Source organism: Haloglomus litoreum (genome assembly GCF_029338515.1).
Lineage (GTDB): Archaea > Halobacteriota > Halobacteria > Halobacteriales > Haloarculaceae > Haloglomus > Haloglomus litoreum.
Genome location: NZ_CP119988.1, coordinates 853,009 through 872,761 on the forward strand (window position 1 = coordinate 853,009; position 19,753 = coordinate 872,761).

General features: G+C 70.9%; 20 protein-coding genes. 9 read left to right on the forward strand and 11 right to left on the reverse strand.

What is annotated here, in order from left to right; all coding sequences use genetic code 11:
* Window position 1: 1 nt before the first annotated feature.
* Window positions 2–805, reverse strand: a complete 804-nt coding sequence (locus tag P2T62_RS04205; RefSeq protein WP_276260238.1) for a histidine phosphatase family protein — start codon at window positions 803–805, stop codon at window positions 2–4.
* A 112-nt stretch (window positions 806–917) separates the two neighbouring features.
* On the opposite strand from P2T62_RS04205, the gene P2T62_RS04210 reads away from it, so the two are divergent.
* The 4 genes from P2T62_RS04210 to P2T62_RS04225 all read left to right on the forward strand — a co-directional run bounded on the left by P2T62_RS04210 (window position 918) and on the right by P2T62_RS04225 (window position 4,582).
* Entirely contained in the window at window positions 918–2,606 is a 1,689-nt protein-coding gene (locus P2T62_RS04210) for an NADH-quinone oxidoreductase subunit D (protein ID WP_276260239.1), read from the forward strand.
* 131 nt (window positions 2,607–2,737) lie between these two features.
* Complete coding sequence (gene sufU, locus P2T62_RS04215; protein ID WP_276260240.1) at window positions 2,738–3,154, forward strand: Fe-S cluster assembly sulfur transfer protein SufU; 417 nt, start codon at window positions 2,738–2,740, stop codon at window positions 3,152–3,154.
* A gap of 101 nt (window positions 3,155–3,255) precedes the next feature.
* Window positions 3,256–3,552, forward strand: coding sequence for a DUF7130 family rubredoxin-like protein (locus P2T62_RS04220; RefSeq protein ID WP_276260241.1), 297 nt, complete (start codon window positions 3,256–3,258; stop codon window positions 3,550–3,552).
* Window positions 3,553–3,673: 121 nt separating this feature from the next.
* Window positions 3,674–4,582: a ketopantoate reductase family protein gene (locus P2T62_RS04225; protein ID WP_276260242.1), complete on the forward strand. Its 909-nt coding sequence runs from the start codon at window positions 3,674–3,676 to the stop codon at window positions 4,580–4,582.
* A 55-nt stretch (window positions 4,583–4,637) separates the two neighbouring features.
* On the opposite strand, the gene P2T62_RS04230 is transcribed toward P2T62_RS04225, so the two are convergent.
* Window positions 4,638–4,772 carry a DUF7859 family protein gene (locus P2T62_RS04230; protein WP_276260243.1) on the reverse strand — a complete coding sequence of 45 codons (135 nt, stop codon included), beginning with the start codon at window positions 4,770–4,772 and terminating at the stop codon, window positions 4,638–4,640.
* A 143-nt stretch (window positions 4,773–4,915) separates the two neighbouring features.
* Between P2T62_RS04230 and P2T62_RS04235 the strand changes: the two genes are divergently transcribed.
* Complete coding sequence (locus P2T62_RS04235; RefSeq protein ID WP_276260244.1) at window positions 4,916–5,935, forward strand: ArsR/SmtB family transcription factor; 1,020 nt, start codon at window positions 4,916–4,918, stop codon at window positions 5,933–5,935.
* Window positions 5,936–6,113: 178 nt separating this feature from the next.
* On the opposite strand, the gene P2T62_RS04240 is transcribed toward P2T62_RS04235, so the two are convergent.
* Window positions 6,114–6,647, reverse strand: a complete 534-nt coding sequence (locus P2T62_RS04240; RefSeq protein ID WP_276260245.1) for a metallophosphoesterase — start codon at window positions 6,645–6,647, stop codon at window positions 6,114–6,116.
* A 120-nt stretch (window positions 6,648–6,767) separates the two neighbouring features.
* Here P2T62_RS04240 and P2T62_RS04245 point away from each other — a divergent pair, with 120 nt between their 5' ends.
* Together P2T62_RS04245 and P2T62_RS04250 are read left to right on the forward strand one after the other, a co-directional pair.
* The gene (locus P2T62_RS04245) at window positions 6,768–7,715 is read left to right on the forward strand and encodes a cation diffusion facilitator family transporter (protein ID WP_276260246.1); all 948 of its coding nucleotides are present in this window, start codon (window positions 6,768–6,770) and stop codon (window positions 7,713–7,715) included.
* 249 nt (window positions 7,716–7,964) lie between these two features.
* Window positions 7,965–8,846 carry an ATP-grasp domain-containing protein gene (locus P2T62_RS04250; protein WP_276260247.1) on the forward strand — a complete coding sequence of 294 codons (882 nt, stop codon included), beginning with the start codon at window positions 7,965–7,967 and terminating at the stop codon, window positions 8,844–8,846.
* Between the two features lie 7 nt (window positions 8,847–8,853).
* Here the strand turns inward: P2T62_RS04250 and P2T62_RS04255 are convergent, their stop codons facing one another.
* The 4 genes from P2T62_RS04255 to P2T62_RS04270 all read right to left on the reverse strand — a co-directional run bounded on the left by P2T62_RS04255 (window position 8,854) and on the right by P2T62_RS04270 (window position 13,559).
* Window positions 8,854–11,526, reverse strand: a complete 2,673-nt coding sequence (locus P2T62_RS04255) for a PAS domain-containing protein (protein WP_276260248.1) — start codon at window positions 11,524–11,526, stop codon at window positions 8,854–8,856.
* Between the two features lie 95 nt (window positions 11,527–11,621).
* Window positions 11,622–11,987 (reverse strand): Hsp20/alpha crystallin family protein, encoded by a 366-nt coding sequence (locus tag P2T62_RS04260; protein WP_276260249.1) that lies wholly within the window; start codon window positions 11,985–11,987, stop codon window positions 11,622–11,624.
* A gap of 87 nt (window positions 11,988–12,074) precedes the next feature.
* Window positions 12,075–13,100, reverse strand: a complete 1,026-nt coding sequence (locus tag P2T62_RS04265; protein ID WP_276260250.1) for a type II glyceraldehyde-3-phosphate dehydrogenase — start codon at window positions 13,098–13,100, stop codon at window positions 12,075–12,077.
* 270 nt (window positions 13,101–13,370) lie between these two features.
* Window positions 13,371–13,559, reverse strand: coding sequence for a DUF7472 family protein (locus P2T62_RS04270; RefSeq protein ID WP_276260251.1), 189 nt, complete (start codon window positions 13,557–13,559; stop codon window positions 13,371–13,373).
* Between the two features lie 272 nt (window positions 13,560–13,831).
* On the opposite strand from P2T62_RS04270, the gene P2T62_RS04275 reads away from it, so the two are divergent.
* The gene (locus P2T62_RS04275; RefSeq protein WP_276260252.1) at window positions 13,832–14,542 is read left to right on the forward strand and encodes an SWIM zinc finger family protein; all 711 of its coding nucleotides are present in this window, start codon (window positions 13,832–13,834) and stop codon (window positions 14,540–14,542) included.
* Between the two features lie 45 nt (window positions 14,543–14,587).
* Here the strand turns inward: P2T62_RS04275 and P2T62_RS04280 are convergent, their stop codons facing one another.
* From P2T62_RS04280 to P2T62_RS04290, 3 genes are all read right to left on the reverse strand, one after another.
* Entirely contained in the window at window positions 14,588–14,767 is a 180-nt protein-coding gene (locus P2T62_RS04280; protein ID WP_276260253.1) for a hypothetical protein, read from the reverse strand.
* A gap of 85 nt (window positions 14,768–14,852) precedes the next feature.
* Window positions 14,853–15,932: a S1C family serine protease gene (locus tag P2T62_RS04285; protein ID WP_420028432.1), complete on the reverse strand. Its 1,080-nt coding sequence runs from the start codon at window positions 15,930–15,932 to the stop codon at window positions 14,853–14,855.
* Window positions 15,933–16,068: 136 nt separating this feature from the next.
* On the reverse strand, window positions 16,069–16,725 hold the full coding sequence (locus tag P2T62_RS04290; protein ID WP_276260255.1) for a hypothetical protein: 657 nt from the start codon (window positions 16,723–16,725) through the stop codon (window positions 16,069–16,071).
* Window positions 16,726–16,873: 148 nt separating this feature from the next.
* Between P2T62_RS04290 and P2T62_RS04295 the strand changes: the two genes are divergently transcribed.
* Entirely contained in the window at window positions 16,874–19,063 is a 2,190-nt protein-coding gene (locus P2T62_RS04295) for an ATP-dependent DNA helicase (protein ID WP_276260256.1), read from the forward strand.
* Window positions 19,064–19,075: 12 nt separating this feature from the next.
* Here the strand turns inward: P2T62_RS04295 and P2T62_RS04300 are convergent, their stop codons facing one another.
* On the reverse strand, window positions 19,076–19,714 hold the full coding sequence (locus P2T62_RS04300; protein WP_276260257.1) for a hypothetical protein: 639 nt from the start codon (window positions 19,712–19,714) through the stop codon (window positions 19,076–19,078).
* Window positions 19,715–19,753 lie beyond the last annotated feature (39 nt).

Sequence of the window (19,753 nt, forward strand, 5' to 3'; positions counted from 1 at the left end):
CCTATTCCCCTTCCGTCTCGCTCGCTCGGCCGTCGTCGGCCGGCGCGTCCTCGCTGGCGGCCACCCGCTCCTCGACCGCGGCGGTCGTCTCCAGGGCCGCGTCGTCGGCGTCGGTGGCCGCCCCGCCGTCGCCCTCTCCGTCACGTCCGGCCGGGTGTCGGTCGTCGTGCTGTGGGAGGGGCTCGTGCAGCGGCGCGGCGTCCCGGACCACCTCGACCGTCGTCCCGGCACCGCTGCGGTGGACGCGGAGTTCGGCGAGGGCGGTGTTCTCCGGCCAGCCCTCGCCCATCGCGGTCTCGAAGTTCTGTCCGCGGACGTGCGCGAGCAGGATGAACAGCGGTCCGCCGTGGCTCACGACCAGCACCGTCTCGTCGGGCCCGGCGTCGGCGAGGAGCGCCTCCCAGCCGTCGATGACGCGCTCGCGGGCGTCGACAAGCGACTCCCCGCCCGGTGGGGTCGCCTCCATGGCCGCCGTCCCGGACGCGAGCAGCGAGTACTCGGGATGTCCCTCGAACACCTCCTCCACGGTGAGGCCCTGGAGGTCGCCGAAGGAGCGCTCGCGCCACCGGCCGTCGAACGAGGGCTCGACGTCGAGGCTCGCCAGCAGTTCGGCGGTCGTCTCCCGCGTCCGGCGGAGGTCCGAGGCGACGATGCGGTCGACCGCGTACGCCTCGGCGATGGCGGCGCCGGCCCGGCGGGCCTGCTCGCGACCGCGCTCGGTCAGGGGTGTCGGCGCCCACCCCTGCATGCGTCCCTCGCGGTTCCATGTCGTCTCCCCGTGCCGGAGCAACAGGACGGTCGTCACTACCGGCCGTAGGGGCGGTCACGGCATGAGAGTGGCGGGTTCCCTGGGCTCACTTGAGGACACTAGTGCATTCGCGTCAAGGACCTCGGGGGTCCGGACTGACCCCTCCACCATGCAGCGAGAGTCGGGGGGAGCCCTCCAGTCCACCACGACCGAACCGTCCCGGGAACCGGCCACAGCCGCCGACCACGGCCCGGCGGCCGTCGCCGCCGAGGCGCTGGGCGAGCAGGCCGTCGGGCGCGAGATGCACCGCAACTGCGAGGCGTTCGTCGTCCGGGCCGACGCGGTCGCCGACGCCCTCGCGCGGCTGCAGGACGCCGGCTTCGACCACTGCGCCTGCGTCACCGCCCAGGAGTACGACGACCGCTTCGAGACCATCTACCACCTCCGGAGCTACGAGGACCCGACGTTCGAGACGGCGCTGGTGGTGCCGACGCGCCACGATGGGCCGGTCAGCCAGTCCGGCGCGGCCGTCTTCGACACCGCCGACTGGCACGAGCGCGAGGCGTACGACCTGTTCGGCATCGAGTACGACGACCACCCGGACCTCCGGCGCATCCTCCTGCCCGAGACCTGGCAGGGCCACCCACTCCGCGAGGACTACGACCGTGAGCAACCCCAGGTCGTCACGCTCCGCGAGCACGCGAACCCCCTGCAGGACGACCAGCGCGCGGGCGACACGATGTTCCTCAACATCGGCCCGCACCACCCCTCCACACACGGCGTCCTCCACCTCGGCGTGACGCTGGACGGCGAGACGGTCGCCGACGTCGAGCCGGACATCGGCTACATCCACCGCTGCGAGGAGCAGATGTGCCAGCAGGGAACGTACCGGCACCAGATCATGCCGTACCCGGACCGGTGGGACTGGCTCTCCTCCGGGCTGCTGAACGAGTGGGCGTACGCCCGGACCGCGGAGGACCTCGCGGGCATCGAGGTGCCCGACTACGCGCAGGTCGTCCGGACGATGGGGGCCGAACTCTCCCGGCTGGCCAACCACTTCATCGCCATCGGGACGTACGCGCTGGACATCTTCGGCGAGTTCACCGCCATCTTCATGTACGCGATGCAGGACCGCGAGACGGTGCTCAACCGGCTGGAGGACCTCACGGGCCAGCGGATGATGTTCAACTACCTCCGGCTGGGCGGCGTCGCCTGGGACATCCCGGAGCCCCGCGAGGAGTTCTTCGACGACGTCCTGGAGTTCCTCGGGAAGCTCCCGGCGAAGCTCGAGGAGTACCACGACCTGATGACCAGCAACGAGATCTTCCAGATGCGGTGTGTCGACACCGGCTACCTCGACCCCGAGACCGCGAAGTCGTACGGCTGCACCGGCCCGGTCGCCCGCGGGTCGGGCATCGACTACGACCTCCGGCGCGACGACCCCTACGGCTACTACCCCGAGCTGGACTGGGACGTCGTCACCGAGCCGGACGGGGACAACTACGCGCGCGTCCTCGTCCGGCTCCGCGAGCTGGAGGAGTCGGCGAAGATCATCGAGCAGTGCATCGACCTGCTGCGCGACTGGCCGGAGGACGACCGCGAGATCCAGGCTAACGTCCCCCGGACCATCAAGCCGGAGCCGGATACGGAGGTGTACCGGGCCGTCGAGGCCGCGAAGGGTGAACTCGGCATCTACATCCGCAGCGACGGGACCGATACCCCGGCCCGGTTCAAGATCCGGTCGCCGTGCTTCTCCAACCTGCAGGCCCTCCCGGAGATGAGCGAGGGCGAGTTCGTCCCGGACCTCGTGGCGACGCTCGGCTCGCTGGACACCATCATGGGCGAGGTGGACCGGTAGGGGCCGGGTCCGGTCTTCGACCCGCCCTTGCGCCCCCCGGGACCACCCCTGGGGTGCCGTGGGGCCCCGTCGTCGCGTCCCTGTCCGGAAGCGAAGCCTTTTGCGCCACAGTCCACTACCCACCGACAACAATGAGCGGCCGTGATATGTATCGCCAGCAGATCCTCGACCACTACAAGAACCCGCGCAACTACGGGGAACTCGAGGACGCGGACTTCGAACACGTCGGGGAGAACCCGATGTGTGGCGATACCATCAAGATGTTCGTGAAGCTCGACGACGACGGGGAGACGGTCGAGCGGGTCTCGTTCGTGGGCGACGGCTGTGCCATCTCGCAGGCCTCGGCCAGCATGCTCTCGCAGGACCTCCACGGGAGGACCCTCGACGAGATCCGGGAGATGGACCGCGACGACATCTTCGAGCTGCTGGGTATCGACGTGAACCCGATGCGGGTCAAGTGTGCGGTGCTGGCCGAGAAGGTGGCCCAGGACGGCGCCGCCATCCACCTCGGCGAGAAGGACATCGATCAGACGACGACCGAGGAGTAGCCCCGTTCCGGGGGCGCTTGCGTCCGTTCTCCGTTATCCAGCGCCACAGCGACAGCTGCGGGTGGATTTATGCCCGGTCACGGTGTACGATATCGTGTACCATGTCAAGCCAGTCCGACACGGAGCGGCAGGTGCCCTTCGGGGAGACGGTGTACGACGAGGACGGGAACGAACTCGGCCGCGTCCGGGGTCTCGACGAGCACGGCTTCTACGTCGCCACCTCCGAGGGGGTGACGGCGATGTCCGTCGACCACGAGGCCGACGCCCGCTCGGGCCACAAGGAGCTCCACTGGCGGTGCTGGGAGTGTGGTGAGATCGGCAAACTCGACGAGATGCCCGACGAGTGCCCCTCCTGTGGCGCCCCGGAGGAGGAGCTCTACTACTGGGCACAGGACTGAGCCGCCCGCCGGGTCGGGCGCCCTCGGCCCCGCCCATCGGCCGGTCCCCCCATCCCGTTCCCCGGGCGCTCCCCGCCACCGCTGACGACACGCCTTTACTCGTCCTCACCGACCCGCCGGTATGGAGTTCCTCGTCGTCGGCGCGGGCTCGCTGGGCAGCCTGCTCGGCGGGTTGCTCGCCCGTGAACACGAGGTGACGCTCGTCGGCCGCGACCCCCATGTCGCCGCCGTCCGGGAGTCCGGCCTGACCGTCGAGGGGGCCGTCGAGACGCTGGTCCACCCGGACGCCCGAACCGAGCCTCCCGCCGGCCGGTTCGACTGCGCGCTCGTGACGACCAAAGCGTTCGACACGGCGGCGGCCGCCCGCGACCTCGCCGACACCGGGACCACCCTGGACGCGGCCCTGTCGCTGTCGAACGGGCTCGGCAACGAGGCGACGCTGGCCGACGCGCTGGGCGACTGTGCGGTGCTGGCCGGCACCTGCACCTACGGCGCGACGACGCCCGCGCCGGGTGTCGTCCGGTGTACGGGCGTCGGCGAGGTGGTGCTGGGTGCGCGAGCGGGCGGGCCCTCGACGACGGCCGACCGTGTGGGAACCGCCTTCACCGAGGCCGGTATCGAGACGACCGTCGCCGCGGATATGCCCCGGCGGCTGTGGGAGAAACTGGCCGTCAACGCCGGCATCAACGCGCCGACCGCGCTTGCCCGGGTCGAGAACGGCGCGCTGCTCGACGGGCCGGGGAACGCCGTCGGTCGGCGGGCCGCCCGGGAGGTGGCCCGAATCGCCCGCGCGGAGGGAGTCGACCTGTCCGAGGCGGCGGCGACCGACGCCGTCGAGCGCGTGGCGGCGGCGACGGCGGCCAACACCTCCTCGATGCAGCAGGACGTCCTCGCCGAGCGGCGCACGGAGGTCGACGCCATCCTCGGGACGGCGCTGGAGCGGGCCGACACGCACGGCCTGACGGGCCCGACACTCCGGACGCTGGCGGAGCTGTTGCGGGCGTGGGAGCGGGCGCGTGGCCTGCGCTGAGCCGGCGGTGGCCCCGGGGCGATTGGTGGCGCCCGGACGCGGGCGGCGCTGGCGGCTAGTCGCGGCGCTGCCCCTCGCGGAGCCCGTCGGTGAACCCCTTCACCGTGCGCCGGAACAGGAGGAAGAGGGCGAACACGATGAACAGCAGCACGGCGACGATGCCGACCAGCACCGGGTCCACCTGTACCATACCTGCCGGTGGTGCGGGCGCGCGCAAAGGCGTTTCGACCCTGCACGGGTGGCTCGGCCGGCAGCCCGCCGGCCCCGGTCGCGCGGTACCGCGCGGCGGGCGCACACAAGATTGATGCGCGCCGACCCGGTTCTCTCGACACGATGAGCCTCCTGCCCTCCAGTCCGGAGGTGTCCGTCGAGGAGAACCCACGGGTCGTGGGCCTCGACAGCGACGAGGCGGACGCGCTGATGCGTGCGCTCTCCTCCGACACCGCGCGCGAGATGCTGTCGGCGCTCCACGAGGAGCCCCTGCCGCCCTCGCAGCTCGCCGACGAGGTCGACACGACGCTCCAGAACGCGCAGTACCACCTCGAGCGACTCTCCGACGCCGGCGCCATCGACGTGGTCGGCACGGCCTACTCCGAGAAGGGCCGGGAGATGGACGTCTACGCGCCGGCGGACAAGCCGCTGGTCATCTTCGCCGGGCGCGACGACCAGGCCTCGGGTATCCGGGCGGCCCTCCGGCGGCTGGTCGGCGGGCTGGCCGCGCTCCTGTTCGGCGCCGTCGCCGTCCAAGAGGTGTTCGGCGGAGGGTTCGGTCAGCTGGCTCCCTCCCTGTTCGGTACGGGCGCCGGCGGCGGTGACGGCGGCGGTGCTGCCGGCGACGGGGGAGACGCCGGTGGTGCCCCCGCGACGGTCACGGACACGCCGACGGCGACGCCCGAGGCGACCCCCTCCCGGACGCCGCCGCCGGAGACGACCAGCGGTGGCGGCGATGTCGGCATCTTCGATACGGGCGGCACCGACACCGCGACCGAGACGGCGGCCACCACCGGTGGCGACGGTGGCGGCGTGGGGGGTGCGGGGGGCGGCACGGCGGAGCCGACAACCACGTCGACGCCCGCCGGAACCCCGAGCGAGACGGCAGAGCCGGTGCTGGAGACGGTGACCGAGCCCCCCGAGACGGCCGCGACCGCGACGCAGACGGTGGCCGACGGCGCCGCCGGACCGACCGCGACCCCCACGCCGACGGCCGTCAACGAGACGGTCACGGAGACCGCCAGGACGGCCGCCGAGGCCGCCGCGGGCGGCGATGCGGCACTGGGACTCCCGCCGGGGCTGATCTTCTTCCTCGGTGGCGCGGTCGTCCTCGGCGTCGCGGTCGCACTCACCTACCGCTGAGTCCCCGCGAGCGGCTCTCTGGTAGGTGAAACATCTCTTTGAGCTTTCGGCGGCTACTTTTCACATCCCCCCATAGTGGATACTGCGCCGAACGCTTCGGCCCTCCCGGTCGGTCCCCCCCTCGGCCCTCTCCCCTACCCGTCCCCTGGTTCGGTGCATCGGCACGGGTCGCGGGGCCTCACCTGGTCCCCGCCTGTCCCGCGCCCCGGTCGATTCTGAACGTCTCGAGCACCGTCCCGTCCGGCTGGACGAACCGGCCGGCCAGTCCCCCGTCGTCGGGCTCCAGCTCGACGTGGGCCGGCCGGTACTGCCGCGGGTCGGCGTGGCTCCCCGGATTGAGCAGCGTCACCTCCCCCAGCGGCCGGAGCGTCGGTCGGTGGGAGTGACCGACGACGATGCAGTCGGCACCGGCCTCGCGGGCCGCCAGCGAGAGCGCCTGTTCGCTGTGCTCGTGGCCGTGGACGGCGACGAACCGGACGCCGCCGTACTCGAGGGCCCGACGGGCCGGCAGTCGGTCGGTCACCGCGGGCGCATCACGGTTGCCGTGGACCGCGTGGAGGGTCCCGGCGGCGTCGTGGAAGGCGTCGAGGACCGTCTCCGTGGTGAAGTCCCCGGCGTGGACGACGACCTCGGCCTCGGCGATGGCCTCGGCCGTGCGGCCGTCGAGGCGCGGGTCGTCGGTTCCGTGCGTGTCGGAGACGAGGGTGAGCATTGGCGAGGGTTCGACGGGAGGGCCTAAACGCCCCGCGGTCCTCGGCCCGTGCGACCGACGACGGGACGGTACGCGGACGGCAAGGCCTTTGCCACCGTCGCGTGAGGCCTCGCACAACCGATGGCCAGCAGCAAATCAGTCGTCCTCGCCGCGCTCGTCGCCAACGGCCTCATCGCGATCCTGAAGTTCGTCGGCTTCCTGCTGACCGGGAGCGCGGCGATGCTCTCGGAGACGTACCACTCCATCTCCGACACGGGCAACCAGGTGTTCCTCCTCATCGGCATCCGTTACAGCGGGAAGGACCGCAACCGCGAGCACCCGTTCGGCTACGGGAAGGCACAGTTCTTCTACTCCTTCCTGGTCAGCGTCTTCCTGTTCGGCATCGCGGGCTGGGAGAGCCTGAAACACGGCTACAGCGCCATCCTCGACCCGCACCCGCCGGGGACGGGGAACGCGACGCTCCCGGTCGTGAACATCACCTTCCCGGCCGTCTACGTCAACTACAGCGTCCTCGTCGGCGCCATCGTCTTCGAGGCGTGGGCGTTCAAGAAGGCGTACGCCAACATGAGCCGACAGATCGAGGAGAACGAGTGGAGCGGGCTCCGCGAGGCGTTCAAGAAGACCTCCGACGTGACGGTACTGACGGCGCTCACCGAGGACTTCATCGCGATGGCCGGCGCCGGCATCGCCCTGTTCGGCGTCTACCTCTCGCGGGTGACCGGGAACGGCATCTACGACGCCGTCGCGGCGGCCATCATCGGGCTGATGCTCATGGGCTTTGCCGTCGCGCTGGCGTGGGAGAACAAGCGCCTCCTGCTCGGCGAGTCGATGCCGAAGGAGGACGAGGTCGAACTCCGTGGCGTCGTCGAGGGCTGGGACGGGATCGACCGCATCGTCGACTTCCGGACCGTCTACTTCGGGCCGGACAAGGTCGTCGTGATGGCCGACGTCGAGTTCGACGAGGTACTCGACACCGAGGAGATCGACGAACGCATCACCGCCATCGAGGCCGCGCTGAAGGAGTCCAACGGCGGGATCAGGAAGGTCTACATCGAACCGGAAGCGTAGGAATATATGATGTATACTCGGTAGAAATTCCTGGATTGCCATATTATCCGCGAATTCTCGAAATATCTTGGATACGCTTGGTTGGGAATGGAAGGGGGCAGCGGCCTCCTCCCCGTTCCGGACAGCCCCCCATCCGGCAGACCAGCTGGGACAGCCAGGGGATGGCTGTGCCAGTCAGCGATGTCCGGCTCCCGGATACCGGACCGGCCGGTCCAACGACTGATATGCCCGGCGACCGGAGCGGCACCCATGCTCAGACTCGGGGTCGCGACGGACGCCGAGACCCTCGCCCGGGTCCGCGACCCGCTCGCCGAGCGCGGCATCGAGACCGTCCACCTGTCGACCGCCGAGCGGGCGGTCGACCTCACCGCACCCGGCGAGGCGTACCCGGACGTGGACGTGGGGTTCGTCTTCCCCCCGCGGCTGGCGGAGGGTGGCGTCGCCGACGCCCTGCTCGACGTGCCGTGGGTGAACGGTCGCGAGGCCGTGCTCCGGTCGCGCCACAAGGGCGAGGCGCTCGCGCGCCTCGGGCGGGCCGGCGTCCCGACGCCCGACACCGTGGTCGTCTCGAACCCGTCCGGCGAGGACGCGCTGCTCGACGCGCTCGACCGGGTGGGCACGCCCGCCGTCGTCAAGCCCAACTCGGCAACCCGTGGCATCGGGGTCGCGCGGGTGGGTGACGCGGACTCGCTGCTCGGCGTGACCGACTACCTGGACCTGCTCCACGAGTTCCCCGCGACCGGCGACCGCTCCTTCCTCGTCCAGTCGCTCGTCCCCGACGCGCGCGACTTCCGGGTGATGTGCGTCGAGGGCGAGTACGTCGGCGCGGTCGAACGACGACTTCCCGACGCGGCCCGGGAGGCGGGCCGCTGGAAGCACAACGTCCACCGCGGCGCGGCGGCCAGCGGTGTCGACCTCGAGGCCGACCTGCGCGACCTCGCCGAGCGGGCCGCCGAGGCGCTGGGCGTGCCGTGGCTCGGCGTCGATCTGCTGGTCGCCGACGGCGGGGCGGGCCGCGCCGTGGTCAACGAGACGAACGCTCGACCGACGGTCGACGCAGCGACGAAGTACGAGCCCCCGTTCTACGACCGGCTGGCGGCACTCGTCCGGCGGACCGCGGAGGGGGAGTGAGCGGTCGTCAGTCGGTGTCGTCCCCGCGACCGGCGTCATCGACCCCGGAACTCGTGCCGTCGCCGTCGGCCGCCTCGAGCCCGCCGACGACGAACCGGGCGCCGCCGAGGTCGCTTCCGGTCACCTCCAGCGACCAGCCGTGGGCCTCGGCGATGTTGCGCGCGATGGCGAGCCCGAACCCGTGGCCGTCCTCGGATGTCGAGTAGCCGGGCTCGAAGACCCGCTCGCGGTCGTCCGGCGGCACCCCGGGGCCGTCGTCCGCGACGGTGATGGCGTGCCCGTCGGCCTCGACGCCGATCCGGACCTCCTGCTCGGCGTGTTCGACGGCGTTGACGAGGAGGTTCTCCAGCAGCTGTACCAGCCGCTCGGGGTCCGCCGCGACGGTCCGGTCGGTCCCGTCGAACCGCAGGGCCAGGTCGCCGGCCTCGACGGCCGAGAGTGCCCGGTGGATGGCCGGGCCGAGGTCGACCTGTTCGGGGTCGTCGACGATGCGGCCCTTCTCCGCGAGCTCGAGCAGGTCCTCGACCAGGCGCTCCATCCGGTCGAGGGCCGACTCGGCCTCGTCGACGAGTTCGAGGCTCTCGCTCCCGCCCGTCCGGAACAGTTCGAGGTTCGCCTTCGCGACTCCGAGCGGGTTCTTCAGGTCGTGGCTGACGACGCTGGCGAACGCCTCCAGCCGCTCGTTCTTGCGCTCCAGCTCCCGCTCGCGCTCCTTGAGGTCGGTGATGTCCCGCCCCTCGGGTACGATGAGGACGACCTCGCCGTCCTCGTCGGTGACGGGCTTGAGCGAGAAGTCGATGATGGCGGTCCCCTCGGCCCCCTGGACCTCCAGTTCGTACCGGACGAACTCGTCCTCGCGGGCGCGCTGGACGCCCTGCCGGACCCGTTCCGGCGTCGCCTCGTCGACCTGGAACCAGTGGGTGTTCCAGACCTTCTTCCCGATGACGTCCTCGGGCTCGACGCCGCCGAACGCCAGCGCGGTGTCGTTGGCCTTCACCAGCGTCCCGTCGGGCTCCATCAGGCCCGTGAACTGGAACGTGTTGTTGAACACCGCCTCGAACTCGCGTTCGCGCTCGCGGCGCTCGGTCACGTCCCGGCCGATGCCCACGAGCCCGAGTTCGGTGCCGTCCTGGTCGACCAGCGGCGCGCCCGTGAACTCGTAGGGGATGCGCTCGCCACCCTTGGTCTCGAAGAAGCTCTCGACGGTGACGGTCTCGCCCGACTGGACCACCGCCGCGATGTTCTCGGCGACCTTCGTCTGCTCGTCCTCCGGGATGAAATCGAGCGGGTGCATCTCCGCGACCTCGGCGTCGTCGTACCCCGTGACCTCGACGAGCCGGTCGTTCCAGCGGAGGAACGTCCCCTCGTGGTCGAAGGCGTACAGCGCGTCCGGGAGCCCGGCGAAGATGCTCTCGGCGAAGGCCCGCTCCTCGCGGAGCTCTCGCTCGCGTTCCTTCAGGTCGGTGATGTCGCGCCCCTCGGGGATGAGCAGCGTCACCTCGCCGCGGTCGTCGGTGACTGGCTTGAGCGAGAAGTCGATGATCGCCGGCCCCTCGGCCCCGTTGATCTCCATCTCGAACCGGACGAACTCCCCGTCGGCGGCCCGCTCGGCAGCGTCGTAGATGCGGTCGCGGTTCCCCTCGGTGATCCAGGCCGTCTCCGCCAGGTGCCGGCCGAGCACGTCCTCGGAGTCGACCCCGGCGAACTCGACGGCGGTCTCGTTGGCCTCGACGAGCGTGCCGTCGGGCTTCATCAGGCCCGTGAACTGGAACGTGTTGTTGAAGATGGCGTTGAACCGGCGTTCGCGCTCCTTGCGCTCGGTCACGTCGCGGAAGTAGACCGAGAGCCCGTCGCGGGCGGGGAACACGCGGATCTCGAACCACGCGTCGAGCGGGTCGAAGTAGTCCTCGGCGGTGACCGGCTCCTGCTCGCGCATCGCCCGCTCGAACGCATCCAGGAACGGCGTCCCCTCGACCTCGGGGAACGCATCCAGCATCGCGGTCCCCAGGAGCTCCTCGCGATCGGTGTCCAGCAGCTCGATGGCCCGGTCGTTGGCGTACGTGTAGCGCAGGTCACGGTCCGTGGCGACGAACGCGTCGGTGATGCGGTCGAAGACCTGTCGGACCCGCTCGGCCGAGCGCTCGGCCTGCCGCTCGGCCCGGCGCTGGTTCACGGCGTTCTCGATCCGGTTGGCCAGCACCGTGAACCGGTCGCCGCCGGTCCCCTTCTGGAGGTAGTCGGTGACGCCGGCGGAGATGGCCTCGCTGGCGATCTCCTCGCTTCCCTTCCCCGTGAACAGCACGAACGGGAGGTCCGGGTAGTGCTCGCGGACCTGTTCGAGGAACTCCAGCCCGTCGGTCCCCGGCATGTCGTAGTCGCTCACCACGCAGTCGACGGGCGGGTCGGTCACCGTGGGGTCGTGCCCGGCGCCGGTGTCCGTGTCCGCGACCGTGCGGGTCGCCGCCGTGACCTCGGCGCCGCCATCGGTCGCCGGCTCTTCCCGGAGCAGCGACATCGCCTCCCCCGGGTCCGTCGTCGAGATCACCTCGATGGCCTCGTGCTCGGTCTGGAGCCAGCGCTCGGTCAGCGTGAGGAACGGCTCGTCGTCGTCGAGGTGGAGGACATCGATGCCGTCACCGTCGGGACACGGCGTCACCCCCTTCGGTCCCCTCTCGCTCATCCTGTACGAGAGAGTGTGCCGTGGCTATTCAACGTTTGTACTGGTGCCGAAACGAAAGAACGGAAATTAAGTCGGCTGCGGCTCGCTTCCGGCCGTCACTCGAGGTCGATACCGGTGCCGCTCTCGGCGCGCTCCAGCGTGATCTCGAGCACGCCGTTGTTGAAGGTGGCCGCCGCGGAGTGTTCGTCGACCCGGACCGGGAGGTCGATCCGCTCGCGGTACTCGTGGCGGTCGGTGTCGGCTCCGACGATGAGATCGTGGCCGTCACACTGGACGTCGATGGCCTCCTTGTCGACGCCGGGGAGGTCGCCCACCACCCGCACCAGGTCGTCCTCGCGGTCGACCCGGAAGTGGACGTCGTCGCCGAAGCCCGAGTCCGGGCCACCCATCATCCGCTCGATCTCGCGGAAGAAGTCGGAGACATCCGAGAACGGGTCGTCGTCGCGGTCGTCGCGGCGCATTACGGCCCGTGCTACGGCGGCACGCGGCAAAAGGCTTCGCACCCCGACACCGCCCGGGTCGCCGGGCCACTCCCGAGTAGGCCGGACCTACAGCCCGAGCCCCATCGTCTCGTTCGTCCGGTCGCGCGACTCGGCGGCGTCGGCCGCGCCCAGGACCGCGCGGATGGCGTCGACGTTCTCGGGCACCACGTCGGACTCCTGGTGGATGGCCTGGAACAGGTAGCAGTCGTCGTCCTCGACGCTGATGGACTCGCTCCAGATGCAGTTCTCCCAGAGGTCGCCGCGCGGCCGGCCGCGGTCCAGCGCGTACTCCTTGAGCTTGCCCGCGCCGTCGATGTCGTGCTTCGGCTGGACCATGAACGTCCGCTCCTCGCCCGCCAGCAGCTCGCGCACCTCGTCGGCGCTCGGCATGTCCGCGGGGTCGGGTTCGAGCTGGACGTTCACGGAGTGGGTGTGCATCAGCGTCGCCGGCACCTTCAGCCCGAGCGTGTCGATGGACAGGTCCGGGAAGATGGTGTTCACGTCCGGGCCGTGGTGGCTCGGGAGCGTCACCGGGTTCGGGAGGATGTCGTTGATGGGGCCGCGGCCGGTCTGGCCCGGGTCGCCACCGCGCCGGACGAGCGTCACGCGGGCCTTCTCGACGCCGTAGGTCTCGTCGAGCGGGGCGAGCAGCCGGGAGAGGCCGGTCGTGTTGCACGAGACGACGCGGACGTGGTCGGCACCCTCGGCGTCGCCGTAGTTCGCGCGGGCGTTGAACGACGTGTCCACGAGGTCGGCGGACTCGCCACCCTGGTAGAGCGCGGGCGTGTCCAGCTCCTCGTACATCGACTTGTTGTCGGCGCCGATGCCCGACGGGCAGGCGTCGACGACGATATCCGCGGCCTCGACGAGTTCGTTGACCGTCCCCGCGAGGTCGATGCCGGCCTCGTCGAACAGCTCGATGCGGTCCTCGACCGCCGCGTACAGCGGGTAGCCGTTCTCGACGGCGAGTTCCGCCTCGTGGTTGGGGCTGGTCTTCGCCACGCCGACCAGCTCCATGTCGGGCTGGAGCGTGACGGCGTCCGCGACGCGCTTGCCGATGGTCCCGTAGCCGTTGACCGCGACCTGAATCATACCTCGTGGTGGTGTGTGCCGGCGGTTAATCGTTTCGAGAGGGTGTCGTGGGAAGGTGGGTCCCGGTAGCAATCCCGTGGGCGGTACCGGACGCCGTGGGCTGGGCCCGAGCCACGCCGAGCGTCCGACCACGACTCACGCCGATGGGGGTGTCACGAGCGCGATCCGTGACGGGTTGGCGGAACAAGTTGCAGACTAATGGCGCAATAGATATATGATGCAGCTGGCTGGGGAATCGAGGGCGTCACAGGTATCAAATGGGGGCCGAGACTAGCGATACGCGAACGCGGTCCCGATGAGCGCCATCACCACGACGAAGGCGGCGATGGCGCCGACCAGCAGGAGGCCGTCGATGTTCCGGCCGGAGGACATCCCGACGGCGACGATTCCGGCAGCGAACAGCACGACGGCGGCGATGGCGACGGCAATCTCGACCATCGTCTCCCTGTCGGGGGCCATAGCGCGGGATTCCGGCGGTCAGTTAAAAAGGGCTTCGAAGCCGAGTCCTGCCGGGGCCCCCGACCGCGCTGACCGCTCCGACCGGGCGGTGGGGCCGTCCCCGCCGGTGGTTCCACTTCCACCACGCTAGCGCGGCCCTTATTGCCATACGGACCCTTGTTTCGGATGGAAGCAAAGTGATTACACATATGACGCACACAGAACACACAGCCGCGTCATCGGATGAATCGCAGTGGAAACGAAGGGGGGTCTCTCCCCCGCGGGAGCGCCCGGTGGTCGAGCACATCACCGACACCACGGCGGACGCGCGGTCGGCGCGACGGGCCGGCGCGGGCGGCGACGGCGGGGACTCCGAGAACGGCCGCGGTCCCCAGCCACTCGCGCCCGACACGAGTCGCCTCGACGGTCGCTCGGCCCGCGCCTGGACCGAACCCATGGCGGTGACGGCTCTGGGCGAGGGCCGCTACGAGGTGGAGAACCGCGAGGGCCGGGCGTACGTCGTCGACCTCCCCGACGGGGACTGCACCTGCCCGGACCACCGCATCCGCGGGGAGTCGTGCAAGCACCTCCGCCGCGTCGCCATCGAGGTGACGCGGGGCCAGGTTCCCGCCCCGGGGAAGGTCCGTGGCACCTGCCGGGCCTGCGGCCGGGAGGCGTTCGTCCCCGAGGACGGCCCCTCGTTCTGCCGGGGCTGTCGGCTGGGACCGGGCGACCTCGCGACCGACCGCGAGACCGGCGACGCCGTCCTCGTGGTCCGCGTGACCGACGACCCCGCCGACGCGGTCGAGGTCGACGGGACTGGCCGCTCGGTCGCGGACTACGAGACGAACGCGGGCTACCCCCGCGACGACCCGGTCGTCGAGGTGGTCTACCCGTTCGGCGGCGGGAAGCCGCTGGACGAGCGCCGCCGCTACTCCTTCCCGCACTCGCGGCTCCTCCCCCGCGACGCCGCGCTGGTGGACGCCGGCGTCGGCGACGCCTGACGGGACCGGCGGCGGGCCGGCGCGCCCTCGCTGCTCCCGCCGGGGCTACGCGCCGTCCTCCAGCCCGACGAACACCGTCTTCAGCCGCTGCCCGCAGTCCGGACAGCAGAGGCTCTGCCACTTCGTGGGGTCGAGGTCGGCGAACGTCTCCGTCCGGGTGGCGGCCTCGCGATCGATCTCCCGGTCGCAGGTCCCACAGTGGAACGAGTCGGGCACGCCCGGCATGGGTGGTCGTCGGAGCCCGGCGGCCGAGAACGTTTCGTGGCCGGGCCGCGCGTCATCCATCCAGTCAGGGCTCGGGCCGCTCCGCTCAGGGGTCGGGTCGCTCGCCCAGCGTGAGCGACACCGTCCGGCGGCTGCCGTCGCGGATGAGTCGCACGGCGATCTCGTCGCCGGGACTGGTCTCCAGCGCCAGGTAGATCGAGAGATCGTTCAGCGCCTCGATGGGCGTCTCGTCCAGCCCGACGACCACGTCGCCGCCGGTCGGGACCTCGACGCCGTTGACGGTCGTCGAGCCGGTCGACCCCTGGAGCACCCCCTCGGAGGGGGCGTCCTCGCGGACGGAGGCGACGTAGGCTCCGCTGACCGCGGGGAGGTCGTTGGCCTCCGCGAGCAGCGGCGTGACCCCGCGGAGCCCGACGCCCATGAACGAGTGGGTGTACTCGCCGGTCTCGACGAGCGCCGGCACCACCCGCGTCGAGAGCGCCGCGCTGACCGCGAACGCGATGTTGTCGCCGCCGCCGGAGTTGACCACGCCCACCACGTTCGCGTCCAGGTCGACCAGCGGCCCCCCGGAGTTGCCGGGGTTGGCGGCCGCGTCCGTCTGGACCGCGTCGGGGATGACGAAGTTGTTCGCGGCCGGGAGCGACCGGTCGACGCCGCTGACGATGCCAGCCGAGGCCGACTGCCCCAGCCCGAACGGCGCGCCAACGGCCAGTACCTCGGTCCCGACGGGCGCCTCGCGCTCGACGAACGAGAGCGGTCGCGCGTAGTCGGGCAGCGACCCGACCTCGATGACCGCGAGGTCGGAGTAGACGTCCGCCCCGACCACGGACCCCTCGCGCCAGTCCTGCCGCGCGAAGCCGACCTCGAACGTGTCCGCCCCCTCGACGACGTGCTGGTTGGTGACGACGTGGCCGTCGTAGACGAAGCCCGAGCCCTGGCCGGCGCGCCCGTCCGGCCCGTACGCCCGGACGACCGCGACGCTCGGGGTCGTCGCCCGGTACGCCTCGGTGTAGCGGTTCTCCCGGGTCGCGGTCGGGTCCGGGTTCGTCGACCCGTCGCCATCGGCCGGTCCCTCGGCCGGGTCCTCGGGCTGGTCGGCGGTGCTGCCGACGAACCCGCTGGCGCAGCCGGCCAGCGCCGCCGTCGTCCCCGCAGCACCCAGCAGGAACGCGCGCCGGGACTGCCGACCGCCTGCACCGGGCCGCTCTTCGTGCCCGTCGTTGCCGTCGTTCACACGCTGGATTCGTGGGCCCCGGGCAAAGACCCTCCGCCCTCTGGTGTGCGTGCCGACGACCCGCCCGCTACTCCCCGACCGGCTGTGTCCGCAGGTCGTCGAGGGTGTCCTCCAGTTCGCCCAGCCGGGTCTCGAGGTCGTCCCGGCGGTCGAGCAGGTTACTCAGCTCCTCGGTGTTGACGGTGTCCTCGTGTTCGACGGCGTTCTCCAGCGTCTCGGCGGTGGCGCCGACGAGGAAGGCCGCGACCTGCAGGAGTTCGTCGGGGGACTCGCGCGATTCGAGGAGTTCGACGCCGCCCGAGTAGAGCTGGTACCGGATGAGCGGCACCTGCTCGCGCTCCCGGTAGGCCCCCGAGAAGTTCACGCCGGTCACGGGGTTCTCCCGGCCCATGTCGACCTCGTCGCGGACGATGCGGAAGGGGCGGGCGAGCTGGCCGTGGGCCTCGCCCAGCCGCCGGAGTCGGTCCGCCGTGTCGTCGTCGAACTGCTCGGCCACGTCCGCGAAGAACTGGTCGTTGCCGTTGCAGCAGAGACACAGCGTGAGGAAGGTGTCGTGGTCGGTCCGGGCCATCTCGCGCAGGCGCTCCCGGACGTGCTCGGCCTCGCCCACCAGCAGGTCCGCCTCCAGTTCGTCCAGCACGTCGCGGGCGGCCCGCTCGCGGTCGAGGAACGGCTCCACGAACGTCCGCGGCGGCTCCGCCTCGGCATCGTCGTCCCCCGTCATGGCTCCCGTTTGCGGGTGGGGTGGTAACGCTCTTGTGGTGGTTCGGGTCGCGGTGGCGTGGGTCGGGGCCACGTGGTCGGGGGGTACCACGGACCACTTCCACCCCGCCGCACGAACCCTTTTGCCCGAGAGCGAACAACCGGGGGGCGTGGCGACGAGTGACGGGCCCGGGTACCTGCGCTTCTTCCCCTACGACCAGCCGTACGACCACCAGCACGACGCGATGGAGGCCATCCGCGAGGCGCTGGTCACGGAGCGGGACGTGCTGTTCGAGGGGGCCTGTGGGACCGGCAAGACGCTGGCGGCGCTGGCCCCGGCGCTGGAGTACGGCCGGGCCGCGAACAAGACCGTCGTCATCACGACCAACGTCCACCAGCAGACCCGCCAGTTCATCGAGGAGGCCCGGGCCATCAACGCGGCCGAACCGCTCCGGGCGGTCGTCTTCCGCGGCAAGGGGTCGATGTGCCACATCGACGTGGACTACCAGGAGTGCCAGGCGCTCCGCGACGCGACGAGGGAGGTGGTCGACCAGGCCGAGGACGTGGCCGCGCTGGAACAGCAGGCCGCCGAGCTGCGCGAGGCGGCGAACGGCGACGCCGGGGCGGCGAACGGCGCGAGCGACCTCGGGGAGGCCCGCACCGCGGTGCTGGACGAGCTGCAGGCCGCCGAGGACCAGCTCGAGAGCGTCGAGGCCGACGCCAACGTCTGCGAGCGCTACCAGCGCAACCTGACCGGCGACACGAGCGACTTCTACGACTGGCTGTACGCCGACGTGCGCACGCCCGACGAGATCTACGACGCGGCCCACGAGGCCGGTTTCTGCGGGTACGAGCTGCTGAAGGAGGGGATGGAGGGGGTCGATCTCGTCGTCTGCAACTACCACCACCTGCTCGACCCGACCATCCGCGAGCAGTTCTTCCGGTGGCTGGACCGCGACCCCGAGGACATCGTGGCGGTGTTCGACGAGGCCCACAACATCGAGGACTCGGCCCGCGACCACGCCACCCGCACCTGCAACGAGGTGACGCTGGCGAGCGCGCTGGACGAACTCGACGAGACCGACGACTTCCGGGTCGACCCCGCAGAGCGGGTCATCCGGGCGTTCCACGACGCGCTGGTCGACGTCTACGAGGCCGGGATGAGCTTCGGCGCCCGCGAGGCACTCGGCGAGGACTGGGAGGACGTTACCATCGACGCCGACACGGGCCGCGACGACCTCACGATGGCGTTCCTGGAGCGCTACGAGGGCCCCGGGTACAAGCAGGACCTCGAACACGCGCTGAACCTCGGGAAGACGCTCGACCAGGCCTACCAGGAGGCGTACAAGGACGGCGAGACGACGACGCGCAAGGAGTGCCAGACCCTGGCGGCGGCGGGCTTCATCGGCGACTGGATGGACGGCTCCGCGGAGCCGGGCCAGTATCCCGTCGTCAGCGTCCGCCGCACCGAGGCCGGCGTCCGCGGCCGGGCGGAGCTGTACACCTGCATCCCGCGGCAGGTGACCGAGCCGCTGTTCGACGACCTGCACGCCTCCGTCCTGATGTCGGCCACCCTCCGCCCGTTCGACGTCCAGCGTGACGTGCTGGGGCTCGAGGATCCGGTGACGATGGCGTACGGGCTCCAGTTCCCGCCCGAGCGCCGGCGCACCTTCGCGGTCACCTCGCCCGCGCTGTTCGCCAGCAAGCGCGATGACCCCGACGTGCAGGACACGGTCGCGGGCACCATCGAGGACGCCGTCCGGTTCACGCCGGGCAACACGCTCGTCTTCTGTCCCTCCTACGCCGAGGCCGAGCGCTACTACGACCGCGTCGGGACCGACGCGACGCCCTACCTCGACCGCCCGGGTGAGCGCGCCGAGGACCTCCGCGAGCGGTTCACCGCGGGCGACGACGGGGTGTTGTTCACCTCGCTGTGGGGCACGCTCGCCGAGGGCGTGAGCTACGACGGGGACGACGCCCGCACGGTGCTGGTCGTCGGGGTCCCGTACCCGCATCTCGACGACCGGATGGAGGCCGTCGAGGACGCCTTCGCGGGTGCGTTCGGTGGCGACGAGGAGCAGGGCTGGCGCTACGCCGTCGAGATCCCGACCGTCCGCAAGACGCGCCAGGCACTCGGGCGCGTCGTGCGTTCGCCGGAGGACTTCGGGGTCCGCGCGCTCGTCGACGAGCGCTACGCCCGCTCGCGGGCCGACGACCTCGGCCAGTACTCCGTCCACGACACCTTCCCCGAGGAGGAGCGCGAGGAGCTGCTGGACATCGCGCCCGAGAAACTGAAGTTCGCGATGCTGAACTTCTACCAGGAGATGGACGCCTACGACGGTGACCCGCCACGGCCGTGACCGGCCCGGTCGTTACACGCCCGGTCCCGGCTCCCCCGTCCGGAGGGCGAACTGCAGGCCCATCTCGTGTTCGACGAACAGTGCGAGTGCGAGGAGGAGCAGTCCGACCGACGCCCCGAGGTCGCCCACCATGGGTGCGGCGAACGGCACCGAGTCGACACCGGCCGCGGCGAGCAGGTCCGGCCGGAACACGAGCGCGAGCCACACCGTCCCGCCCAGTGCCTCGACGAACGTGAAGAGGGCCGTCCCCGGCGTCACGAGGCTGCTGAACAGTCCTCGACCCCTGAGTACGTTGTCCTCTATCGAGTGCTGCGGGAGCATGAGGACGAACAGTACGACCCCGGCGATACCGACGCCGGTCAACCCACCGAGCCGTTCCGCGACGCCGAGCCAGAGTATCCATATCAGCGCCTCCGAGAGGCTGAACGTCGCGATCGCTCCCAGCCGAAAGGAGAAGCCGTTGACGACGACGGTGTTGATGAGGGCCTCGAGCACCAGTCCGGCGAGGAGAATCCCGGCGCCGACGAGGGCCAGCCTCGAGAGCGTCGGCGCGTCTCGTACGAGTGCCAACCAGATGCCGAGGGTGAGCGTCTCGACGATGGTGAACACTGCAACGCCGACCGTCCGCCCGAGTGACCGGATGATCGTCATCTGGCTCTCGACTCGTTCACCATCGGATATAGTTAGGCG

Excerpts from the sequence above, each read along its gene's own strand:
- P2T62_RS04300 (WP_276260257.1), bottom strand. The coding sequence starts at position 19,714 with ATGACGATCATCCGGTCACTCGGGCGGACGGTCGGCGTTGCAGTGTTC.
- P2T62_RS04270 (WP_276260251.1), bottom strand. The coding sequence starts at position 13,559 with ATGGCCCCCGACAGGGAGACGATGGTCGAGATTGCCGTCGCCATCGCC.
- sufU (WP_276260240.1), top strand. The coding sequence starts at position 2,738 with ATGAGCGGCCGTGATATGTATCGCCAGCAGATCCTCGACCACTACAAG.
- P2T62_RS04290 (WP_276260255.1), bottom strand. The coding sequence starts at position 16,725 with ATGACGGGGGACGACGATGCCGAGGCGGAGCCGCCGCGGACGTTCGTG.
- P2T62_RS04210 (WP_276260239.1), top strand. The coding sequence starts at position 918 with ATGCAGCGAGAGTCGGGGGGAGCCCTCCAGTCCACCACGACCGAACCG.
- P2T62_RS04260 (WP_276260249.1), bottom strand. The coding sequence starts at position 11,987 with ATGCGCCGCGACGACCGCGACGACGACCCGTTCTCGGATGTCTCCGAC.
- P2T62_RS04255 (WP_276260248.1), bottom strand. The coding sequence starts at position 11,526 with ATGAGCGAGAGGGGACCGAAGGGGGTGACGCCGTGTCCCGACGGTGAC.
- P2T62_RS04225 (WP_276260242.1), top strand. The coding sequence starts at position 3,674 with ATGGAGTTCCTCGTCGTCGGCGCGGGCTCGCTGGGCAGCCTGCTCGGC.
- P2T62_RS04265 (WP_276260250.1), bottom strand. The coding sequence starts at position 13,100 with ATGATTCAGGTCGCGGTCAACGGCTACGGGACCATCGGCAAGCGCGTC.
- P2T62_RS04245 (WP_276260246.1), top strand. The coding sequence starts at position 6,768 with ATGGCCAGCAGCAAATCAGTCGTCCTCGCCGCGCTCGTCGCCAACGGC.
- P2T62_RS04230 (WP_276260243.1), bottom strand. The coding sequence starts at position 4,772 with ATGGTACAGGTGGACCCGGTGCTGGTCGGCATCGTCGCCGTGCTGCTG.
- P2T62_RS04235 (WP_276260244.1), top strand. The coding sequence starts at position 4,916 with ATGAGCCTCCTGCCCTCCAGTCCGGAGGTGTCCGTCGAGGAGAACCCA.
- P2T62_RS04240 (WP_276260245.1), bottom strand. The coding sequence starts at position 6,647 with ATGCTCACCCTCGTCTCCGACACGCACGGAACCGACGACCCGCGCCTC.
- P2T62_RS04220 (WP_276260241.1), top strand. The coding sequence starts at position 3,256 with ATGTCAAGCCAGTCCGACACGGAGCGGCAGGTGCCCTTCGGGGAGACG.
- P2T62_RS04250 (WP_276260247.1), top strand. The coding sequence starts at position 7,965 with ATGCTCAGACTCGGGGTCGCGACGGACGCCGAGACCCTCGCCCGGGTC.
- P2T62_RS04280 (WP_276260253.1), bottom strand. The coding sequence starts at position 14,767 with ATGCCGGGCGTGCCCGACTCGTTCCACTGTGGGACCTGCGACCGGGAG.